Source organism: Methylobacterium sp. P5_C11, from assembly GCF_054049775.1.
Genome location: NZ_JBFULS010000096.1, coordinates 1 through 9,221, shown reverse-complemented (window position 1 = coordinate 9,221; position 9,221 = coordinate 1). Strand labels below are relative to the sequence as shown.

Annotated in this window: 9 protein-coding genes; 4 read left to right on the top strand and 5 right to left on the bottom strand. The window is 64.8% G+C overall.

Features of this window, described 5'->3' with window-relative positions; translation table 11 throughout:
* The 3 genes from ACXJKQ_RS27090 to ACXJKQ_RS27080 form a co-directional block, all read right to left on the bottom strand.
* A partial coding sequence (locus tag ACXJKQ_RS27090; protein ID WP_457108769.1) for a helix-turn-helix domain-containing protein occupies positions 1 to 229 on the bottom strand: 229 nt, incomplete at its 3' end.
* 233 nt (positions 230 to 462) lie between these two features.
* Positions 463 to 1,296 (bottom strand): S-formylglutathione hydrolase, encoded by an 834-nt coding sequence (gene fghA, locus ACXJKQ_RS27085; protein WP_457108768.1) that lies wholly within the window; start codon positions 1,294 to 1,296, stop codon positions 463 to 465.
* A gap of 176 nt (positions 1,297 to 1,472) precedes the next feature.
* Entirely contained in the window at positions 1,473 to 2,609 is a 1,137-nt protein-coding gene (locus ACXJKQ_RS27080) for an S-(hydroxymethyl)glutathione dehydrogenase/class III alcohol dehydrogenase (protein WP_457108767.1), read from the bottom strand.
* A gap of 683 nt (positions 2,610 to 3,292) precedes the next feature.
* On the opposite strand from ACXJKQ_RS27080, the gene ACXJKQ_RS27075 reads away from it, so the two are divergent.
* The 3 genes from ACXJKQ_RS27075 (at position 3,293) to ACXJKQ_RS27065 (ending at position 5,003) form a co-directional block, all read left to right on the top strand.
* Positions 3,293 to 3,895: a TetR/AcrR family transcriptional regulator gene (locus ACXJKQ_RS27075; protein ID WP_457108766.1), complete on the top strand. Its 603-nt coding sequence runs from the start codon at positions 3,293 to 3,295 to the stop codon at positions 3,893 to 3,895.
* A gap of 86 nt (positions 3,896 to 3,981) precedes the next feature.
* Positions 3,982 to 4,227: a hypothetical protein gene (locus ACXJKQ_RS27070; protein WP_457108765.1), complete on the top strand. Its 246-nt coding sequence runs from the start codon at positions 3,982 to 3,984 to the stop codon at positions 4,225 to 4,227.
* A gap of 92 nt (positions 4,228 to 4,319) precedes the next feature.
* Positions 4,320 to 5,003 carry a type 1 glutamine amidotransferase domain-containing protein gene (locus ACXJKQ_RS27065; protein WP_457108770.1) on the top strand — a complete coding sequence of 228 codons (684 nt, stop codon included), beginning with the start codon at positions 4,320 to 4,322 and terminating at the stop codon, positions 5,001 to 5,003.
* A gap of 73 nt (positions 5,004 to 5,076) precedes the next feature.
* Here the strand turns inward: ACXJKQ_RS27065 and ACXJKQ_RS27060 are convergent, their stop codons facing one another.
* Positions 5,077 to 5,640, bottom strand: coding sequence for a TetR/AcrR family transcriptional regulator (locus ACXJKQ_RS27060; RefSeq protein ID WP_457108764.1), 564 nt, complete (start codon positions 5,638 to 5,640; stop codon positions 5,077 to 5,079).
* A gap of 108 nt (positions 5,641 to 5,748) precedes the next feature.
* Here ACXJKQ_RS27060 and ACXJKQ_RS27055 point away from each other — a divergent pair, with 108 nt between their 5' ends.
* Positions 5,749 to 7,155: an amidase gene (locus ACXJKQ_RS27055; protein WP_457108763.1), complete on the top strand. Its 1,407-nt coding sequence runs from the start codon at positions 5,749 to 5,751 to the stop codon at positions 7,153 to 7,155.
* Between the two features lie 498 nt (positions 7,156 to 7,653).
* On the opposite strand, the gene ACXJKQ_RS27050 is transcribed toward ACXJKQ_RS27055, so the two are convergent.
* Entirely contained in the window at positions 7,654 to 8,538 is an 885-nt protein-coding gene (locus tag ACXJKQ_RS27050) for a LysR family transcriptional regulator (RefSeq protein WP_457108762.1), read from the bottom strand.
* Positions 8,539 to 9,221 lie beyond the last annotated feature (683 nt).

The following is a 9,221-nucleotide window of genomic DNA, read 5'->3' as shown; positions in this document are numbered from 1 at the left end:
CTTCGTAGGTGGAGAGGATCCGATCGGCCTGCCCCTCAATGGCCGGAAGACGATCGTTGCCGCCCGTCGGCTTGGGCGCGACGTGGCCTTCCTGCGCGAACCGCTCCGACCAGCGGCTGGCACTCGACACGCTTACACCGAACCGGGCCGCCGCTCGATGGAAGGAGGCGCCCTCGGCCACGGCCGCCACGACACGCTCGCGCAGATCGACAGACAACGGTGAAGGCATCGAGGGCTCCTTCACCACTCAACGCGGCAAACCGCTAACCCGTCGCAACGCGGCCGGGCACGGCTCTAGCCAGCGTACGATTTCCTGCGGCTACGTCCGACAACGTGACAAGCCCTCGCCAGGGCTTCCCGAAAGTGGTCGGATCGCTCCCCACCCGCAGGCGCCCTGGACGGCACCTTGCACCCGATGTCGGAAGGCATTGTTCCCCGACTACGTTGAGCGTGCTGACAATATCAGTTCAGGCGCGCAGCCGCCCAGGCGATATGGTCGGCCATGAAGGTTGAGATAAAGAAGTAGGAATGATCGTAGCCCTCGCGCATATTGAGGGTCAGCGCGATGCCGGCCTTCTTGCAGGCCTCCTCCAGCAGCCAGGGGCGAAGGCCGTCCTGCAGGAAACTGTCGGCGGTGCCCTGATCCACTAGGAACTCGGGGAAGCGCTTGCCGTCTTCGATCAGCGCAGTGGCGTCGTGGGCACGCCAGGCGACCGGGTCGGAACCGAGATACTTCTCGAAGGCTGGTTTCGACCAGCCGGCCGTCGAGGGCTGGGCGATCGGCGCGAAGGCGGAGCAGGACTTGAAGCGCTCCGGGTAGGTGAGCGCGATGGTGAGTGCCCCGTGGCCGCCCATGGAATGGCCGAAGATGCCCTGGCGGGTCATGTCGGCGGGGAATTCCTTAGCGATGAGCGCCGGCAGTTCTTTCGTGACGTAGCTCCACATCCGGTAATTTGTGTCATAGGGCGCCTGCGTGGCATCCAGGTAGAAGCCGGCGCCAGAGCCGAACTGCCAATTGCCGTCCTCGTCCGGGATGCTGGGGCCGCGCGGGCTGGTATCGGGGGCTACGATTATCACGCCGTGCGCGGCGGCGGCCGCGCGGTACTCGCCCTTGTCCATGACGTTGGCGTGCGTGCAGGTGAGGCCGGACAAGTACCACAACACCGGAACCGGGCCGTTCTCGGCCTGGGGCGGCACGAACACCGCGAAGGTCATCGGGCATCCGGTGGTCTGTGCATCGTGCTTGTAGACGCCCTGCGTGCCGCCATGGGCGCGGGCCTTCGAGATGGTTTCCATCGGCTGTGATCTCCTGCGAGTGGGCTGAGTTGATTGACTTCGGGAAGTCGCGGCTCTCCTCCCTCTTGCGGAGAGGAGTTGAAGGTGGGGGTGGCTCGGCCAGCCTCGGCCGGCCGAGGGTCACCCGACCAACCCACACCCTGGCCCTTCCCCGCACGGGGAAGGGATGTCGACTGTCAGTAGACGACCACGGACCGGATCGACTTGCCCTCGTGCATGAGGTCGAAGCCGTGATTGATTTCTTGCAGCGGCATAGTGTGGGTGATCAGATCATCGATGTTGATCTTGCCCTCCATGTACCAGTCGACGATCTTCGGCACGTCCGTGCGGCCGCGGGCGCCGCCGAAGGCCGAGCCCTTCCAAACGCGGCCGGTGACCAGCTGGAACGGACGGGTCGAGATCTCGCGGCCGGCCTCGGCCACGCCGATGACGATCGACTCGCCCCAGCCGCGATGGCAGCACTCGAGCGCCTGGCGCATCACGTGGACGTTGCCGGTGCAGTCGAACGAGAAGTCGGCGCCGCCGCCGGTGAGATCGACGATGGCCTGGACCACCTTGTCGGTGCCGACCTCGTTCGGGTTGATGAAGTGGGTCATGCCGAACTTGCGGGCCATGGCCTGCTTCTCCGGGTTGATGTCGACGCCGATGACCTTGTCGGCACCGACCATCCGAGCGGCCTGGAGGACGTTGAGGCCGATGCCGCCGAGACCGAAGACCACCACGTTGGCGCCGGGCCAGACCTTGGCGGTGTAGATCACCGCGCCAATGCCGGTGGTCACGCCGCAGCCGATGTAGCAGATCTTGTCGAAGGGGGCGTCTTCGCGGATCTTGGCCAGCGCGATGGCGGGCAGGACCGTGAAATTCGAGAAGGTCGAGCAGCCCATGTAGTGGAACACGGTGTTTGATCCGGAGGGGCTGCCGCCGGTGGAGACGCAGGAGAAGCGGCTCGTGCCGTCCGGCATCACGCCCTGGCCCTGGGTCGCCCGGATCGCGGTGCACAGGTTGGTGCGCTGGGACAGGCAGGACTTACAGTTGCGGCATTCCGGCGTGTAGAGCGGAATGACGTGGTCGCCGGGCTTCAGCGTGGTGACCCCGGCGCCGACCTCGCGAACGATGCCCGCACCCTCATGGCCGAGGATCGCCGGGAACTTGCCCTCGGAATCGAGGCCCGAGAGGGTGTAGGCATCGGTGTGGCAGATGCCGGTGGCCATCAACTCGACGAGAACCTCGCCGGCCTTGGGGCCCTCGATGTCGATGGTCTCGATCGTGAGAGGCTTCTTAGCCTCCCACGCGACCGCGGCGCGCGTTTTCATCACGTGTTCCTATTGTCTGGATGATCACGGACGGCGCCGAACTGCCGACTCTTCGGCGCACCTCACTCAAGGGCTGCGCGCCGAACGGTCCGAGGATCTGTCGCGTGTGTGATGCTTCTTGTGCCCGGATGCAACGTCCGAGTTCCCGTCAGGGTGACCCCGTTCCGGTAGGTACGAGAAATGGGTCGCCTCAGCGCCGTCCGAGTCGAGTGCGAACTTCAAACTATGGATCGCACCCTCCCCAGGACCCGGGCCACGGGGCTCGATCGTCTCTCTACTGTCCCGGGGGGAGCCGGTGCCGATTACGCCTCCGCTTTCCCGGGAGTCCAATGCCCCATCTCTCTTGGATCAATCCTCGCCGAACGTCCGGTCGTGCACGCGACCGCGATTCAGCGTGGCGTATTCTGGCCGAAAGCCGCCGGCCTGCTTCAGGGCTAGGGGCAGCAGGAAACGGACATGCGCCCTCTGCCTGTAGGTCTGGCAGCGGACGCGCTTGATGCCGACAACGGGCTCATCTGCGCAGCAGGGACAACGGCTGAGGCCGCGGCTGCCGGCTGCCGGCTGCCGGCTGCCGGCTGGCCAACCGCTGCCTTAATCGGTCAGTCAGCTGCAGGTTAGAAGCTCCACCCCTTTTTATCGTAGCTCCTCTAGACGACCGGTCTAATCGATCCTATGTCAGCATCATGGCACACGTGAACGGCAACGCCGACACCCGGCAAAGCATCCTCGACACCGCCCACCGCATCGTCGGTGCGAAGGGGTTCTCCGGAGTCGGTCTCAACGAGATCCTGGCCGCGGCCGGTGTGCCGAAGGGATCGTTCTACCACTTCTTCGGTTCGAAGGAGGCTTTCGGCGAGGCTCTACTGGCCGACTACTTCAAGGAATACCTCGCCGACATCGACGCCACCCTCGCCGAGCCTGGTCTCAGCCATGCGGAGCGCCTGATGAACTACTGGTGCAAGTGGCAGGCGACGCAGGGCAGCATCGATTACCAGCGCAAGTGCCTCGCGGTTAAGCTCGCGGCGGAAGTCTCGGACCTGTCTGAGCCCATGCGGCTGGCTCTCAAGAGCGGCACGACCAGGATCATCGACCGTGTGACCGGCGCCATCGAGGCGGGGGTTGCCGAGGGGTCGCTGAGGGTAGACGGCAACCCGCGTGCGACTGCGGAGACCCTTTACCACGTTTGGCTCGGCGCGAGCCTAATGGCGAAGATCGAGCGCACCGACGCGCCGTTCGACGCCGCGATGAAAACGACGCAGCGCATCCTGAACCCGCAATTAGCCTGACCGAATGAGCTAACCGTGACGCTCGGCATGCCCATGCCTAAAAAATAGACGACCAGTCTACTAATAGTCGACGCGAGGATAGAACCATGACCCTACGAACCGCACATCCCGTCGCCCCCTATCTGCTGCTCGCCGAACTCGGGGCTACACTGTTCGGCGGCTCCGCTGCATCGGCCGAGGAGCGCATCACCCTGGAGATCATCGGCGCCGTTCGCATGGCCGACCCTGAGGCGATCCGCCATGCGGACGCGGCGCCCAGGAGAACTGAGGCCAGGCAAGCGCGCGAGGCGACCGCCGAGCGTTCCATCGACGGGGCGGCCCGCCACAACTGACCCGCCCACTAGTAGAAGCTCGGCCCGGTCGAAACGGCTTCCCGAGCATGCGGACGACAGCCTCACACTAACCCTGGAGAACGACGATGAAGATGAAGATCCTGATGGTTCTGACCTCCCACGAGCAGCTCGGCGACACCGGCCGTAAGACCGGCTTCTGGCTGGAGGAGCTCGCCGCCCCCTATTACGTGTTTAAGGACGCCGGCGCCGAGGTCGTCCTGGCCTCGCCCAAGGGCGGTCGGCCGCCGCTCGATCCTAAGAGCAACGAGCCGGGCTTCCAGACCGACTTGACCCGACGCTTCGAGGCAGACCGCGAAGCAAACGCCGTGCTATCGGACACGGCCCGCCTCGACGGGGTCACACACGAGGGCTTCGACGCGGTGTTCTATCCCGGCGGGCACGGTCCGCTGTGGGACCTCGCCGAGGACCCCACCTCGGTGCGTCTCATCGAGACGACCCTCCAGGCCGGTAAGCCCGTCACCCTCGTCTGCCACGCCCCCGGCGTGCTGCGTCATGCCAAGTCGCCCAACGGCAGGTCAATCGTCGAGGGCAAGGCCGTCACTGGCTTCACGAATACTGAGGAAGAGGCGGTCGGCCTGACAGAGGTGGTTCCCTTCCTCGTCGAGGACGAGCTCAAGCGGAACGGCGGCGCGTTCTCAAAGGGCGGCGATTGGGAGCCGTACGTAGTCGGGGACGGGCTGCTTATCACCGGACAGAACCCGGCCTCGTCCGGACCCGCGGCCGAGCGCCTTCTCGACCTGCTCGCGCGCGCCTGAGGACCGGCGGGGCACGACACGTCGAGACAAACCCGAGGTGCGTTCGGCATGACAGCCGGACGCGCGTCCCATTTCAGGCCGGCAGGAGGCCCGAGGCGCGGTAGCTGTCGATCAACTTGTCGAACTGCGAGACGTCCGAGCGGCTCCTCGCGTACAGTTGAGCGCCGGACACAGCGGCGAAGATCGCCCTCGCTCGCGCCTCCGCGTCCTTGGGCTTCACTACCCCCGCCATGACCAACACCTTGGCGAGCCAGGCGACGTTGACGTCGGCGAAGCCTAGCGCCTCCCGCTGCACGGCCTCGGGCAGATTGGCGTACTCGGCCGACATGAAGCTGCACAGGCAGAGCCTGTTCCCGTCCTCAAGCGACCTGCGGAAGGTGTTGGGGTAAAGCTGCAGGCAGCGGATCGGGTCGCCGGTCTCGGCCAGCATGGCGTCGAGCTCGGCCGCCGTGTCCTCCCAGTAACGTCGCGCCACGGCCGCGCCGAGATCCGCCTTGCTGGCGAAGTGGTGGTAGATGCTCGCCGCCTTGATGCCGACGTCGGCGGCGAGGTCGCGGTAGCTCAGTCCGCCGTAGCCATGGGCCTGCGCGGTTTTCCTGGCGGCGGCCAGGATCGTCTCCTTCGCGCTCGTACTCACCCTTACCTCCGGGTCGAATCGGGAAACTAACGATCGTTAGTTAGGGGTTGACGTCGCGAAAATCCAGCCCTAGCTCATACCTGCCTAACGACAGGTAGGGAAGCAGTCATGATCCAGGACATTATCTTTTCCGACGCGACCAAACTGGCTGAGTTGATCCGGACCAGGAAGCTTTCGCCCGTCGAGGTCGTGCGGGCGCATCTCGACCGCATCGAAGCCGTCGACCCCAGGGTGAACGCCATCGTCACGGTCGCGGAGGGCGCGATGGCCGCCGCGAGGGAAGCCGAGGCGGCGGTCATGTCCGGCAAGGAGCTCGGGCCTCTGCACGGCGTGCCTTTCACCGTGAAGGACAGCATCGATACCGCCGGCGTGCTCACCCAGCGCGGCTCGCCGATCTTCAAGGGCCGCACCCCCGACGCCGATGCCACCAGCGTCGCCCGTATGAAGAAGGCCGGCGGCATCCTGCTCGCCAAGACCAACCTCCCCGAGCTCTCCTACTGGATCGAGAGCGACAACCTGCTCTCGGGCCGCTCGAACAACCCGTGGGACCTCGACCGCACGCCGGGTGGCTCCAGCGGCGGAGAGTCGGCGGCCATCGCGGCCGGCATGTCGCCGCTGGGTCTCGGCACCGACCTCGCCATCTCGGTGCGCGGCCCTGCCGCGCAGACCGGCATCGTCTCGCTGAAGGCGACCCACGGGCGCGTCCCGATGACCGGCATCTGGCCGCGCGCGCCGCGTCGCTTCTGGCACGTCGGCCCGATGGCGCGCTCGATCCGCGACCTCGCGCTCGCCTTCTCGCAACTCGCCGGCCCCGACGGGCAGGACTCCTTCGCGACCAGCACCGTCCCGTTCGACGCGGGCGTCGGCGCCGCGCCGGACCGCAAGCTCCGCGTCGGCTGGATGGTCGGGCCGGGCTTCGGCCCCATCGACCCCGAGGTTGCGGCGACCGTCCAGGCCGCGGCGGAGGCCCTCGAGGGCGAGGGTCACCACGTCGAAGAAGTGCGCATCCCGGCTCTGGAGCGCGACTTCGCCCTCGACGTGTTCAACAAGCTCCACGTCATGGAGATGAAGCCGGCGTTCCGCGAGGCGACCGTCGGACACGAGGCGCAGATGTACAAGATGGTCAAGACGATGCTGTCGCTGCCGGACACGTCGATGGAGGACTACGTCGCGGCCGAGCAGGCGGCGGAGCGGCTCCGGGACGGTTACGCGGCCTACTTCCGGGACTACGACGTCCTCCTGACCCCGGTGCTGCCGGTCCCGGCGCACAAGCACGGCATCCAGGAACTCGTCGTCAACGGCGAGACCGTCGACCTGACTTACCTGCAGGGCGCGACCGTGCCTCTGAACGTGACGGGCCTGCCCGGGCTGTCGATGCGGTTCGGGACGAGTCGCGAGGGCTTGCCGATCAACGTGCAGTTGGTGGGAAGCTGGCAGGCGGAGACGACGCTGCTGAACGCCGCCTCCGTATTGGAGAGCGTGAGCCCAGTCCGCGGCCTGCACCCGAGCCTCTGACAGGAGGGAGCCCGCCGGGAAGCGCTCTGCGCTTCCCGGCCCTGAACGGCCGGGCAGCGGTTTCGCCCGCTGGTTTGTCGAGCGGGTCGGCACGGGGACGCGGCCGCATCCGCAAGACCACGGCGGTCGCGTTGGCGCACAAGCTGCTGGTCGCCCTGTGGCGGTATCTCGCCACCGGTCCGGTTCCGGAGGCCGCGCACGTGAAGGCAGCCTGAGGGTCGAAGTTCGTCCGCCGGGCCGATCGACGGCAGGTCGGGCGAGCGGGGCAGGTGTGTGACCGGCACTCGACCGGGTTTGCTGCCGTCGCCAAAGACGGGTCCCGCCGCCTTCAGCCGGTTCGCCTCACATGAGGCATCTTGGTCAGGAATGCCTTGTTCCGCCCGATACGAGCGGATCCGAGAGCCCGAAGCTCGCACGACATCCGGCTCTCCGCACGCCCAAAGACTCGGACCCCCGTCTCCCAGCAGAAACGTCTCTTACGAGGCGAGCTAAGACATTTTAGACTTCGAACGTGCTCGCTCGCACGGCCATTTCGGTCATCAAAAAAGGAATTGACGTCGAACACTGCGACGCGTGCACGGAGAAAAACTCAACCAGTGGACCCTCCGGCCGGGTCGCAAGCACTCGGAATGCGCCCGAAGCAATCTCTTGTTGGTAGCACTGGACCGGAAGCAGACTAACCCCTATTCCGGCCTGGGTCAGCGAGGCGATTGCCCCCATGCTGTTGCAGAGATCGACCGCCCTCGCTTCGTGACCGCGAGCGCTAAGCCAATGCTCGACGGTCCGGTGATGGAAGCTGTTCTTGCCCAAAGAGAGAACACGAAGGTCGCGGAAATCACAGGGCTCGATCACTCGGTCCGGCAATGAAATCGCTTGGCCTGCCATCCAGGCAAAGCGAACGTAGCCGAGCGATCGGGCCGAGAGATTAGGGTCGAAACGCAAGCATGGCATCAATGCGAGATCTATCTCACCGTGCGCCATCATTTGTTGAAGGTCGGCGGTCAGGGCAACGCTCAACTCTAGTGTTAGCCGTGGATAATTTTGGTGAATTAACTCGACAAAATTTGGCAGCCAGGTCACCGCCACCAGTTCTGCTACGCCGAGACGGACAACGCCCGACAAAGCCTCCCCGCTACCCACCCTCAAACGGATTTCAGAGCACGCGGCAACGGCACGTTCCGCATAGATCTGCAGTTCACGCCCTTTTGCCGTCAAACGCACCTTCCGGGCTACTCGATCGAACAATAACACTCCGAGATCCTGCTCAAGCCCCTGAATCCGAGCTGACACAGTCGAGATTGTCGCATTTAATCTATCCGCTGCACCGGTAAAGCTCCCGCAGCGCGCGATCTCCAAAAAGGTCTCAAGCTGCTTGATGTTCACGGCCGTCTCTGCCTCGCCTGGAACTAAGGGACCCGCCTGCGCGAGAGCCAGAGTGTGCATTGGCGGTAATCTACGGAGCAAGAGATCGACATGGCAGCTCCAGGGCATCGTCTCAGCTGGCGACGGAACCGCCGCTCCCGGAGCCCAAGGGCAAAATAATTCCAGTTCCTAGTGCGCTGCACGCCAAGTTCGCTTTTATCGAACAATCAGCTCCAAAATAATGCGCTTTTTATGCACCAGCATGCTGATAGGGTGGTCTCGACGGATGCCGCCTGCGATGCAAGAACGTCATGCAACTAGATAGTGGCTTCAGGTCTTCCAGCGGCTCCGTGCTAATCACCGCGACCTGGTCGCTTCATGCATATGGCACCTCAACGGCGGTCAGCTGCTATCTGGCCGTTATCGCTCTGATCTGCCTTGGCTTCGCCTCGCTCCTGCGCGATCCGTTTTATGAAGACTATGCGGCGCACGACAAAGTAGATTCGGGCGCCACAGGGGATCCAGTCTTCGGCCTATCGCCCTCAGTCGCCTCCGAATGAGCCCTTTCGCAGATTGGAATTCAGATCATGTCGGACGACGCCGCCACACCGAACCGCTCGGCACCCGAAGAATCTGGCACCAATATGGAGACGCGCTCGCCGCTTGATAGACTTCCCAAGAACAAGCTCGTTCTCGGACTCTTC

Coding starts and splice junctions, on each gene's coding strand:
- fghA (WP_457108768.1), bottom strand. CDS start 1,296: ATGGAAACCATCTCGAAGGCCCGCGCCCATGGCGGCACGCAGGGCGTC.
- ACXJKQ_RS27080 (WP_457108767.1), bottom strand. CDS start 2,609: ATGAAAACGCGCGCCGCGGTCGCGTGGGAGGCTAAGAAGCCTCTCACG.
- ACXJKQ_RS27075 (WP_457108766.1), top strand. CDS start 3,293: ATGGCACACGTGAACGGCAACGCCGACACCCGGCAAAGCATCCTCGAC.
- ACXJKQ_RS27070 (WP_457108765.1), top strand. CDS start 3,982: ATGACCCTACGAACCGCACATCCCGTCGCCCCCTATCTGCTGCTCGCC.
- ACXJKQ_RS27065 (WP_457108770.1), top strand. CDS start 4,320: ATGAAGATCCTGATGGTTCTGACCTCCCACGAGCAGCTCGGCGACACC.
- ACXJKQ_RS27055 (WP_457108763.1), top strand. CDS start 5,749: ATGATCCAGGACATTATCTTTTCCGACGCGACCAAACTGGCTGAGTTG.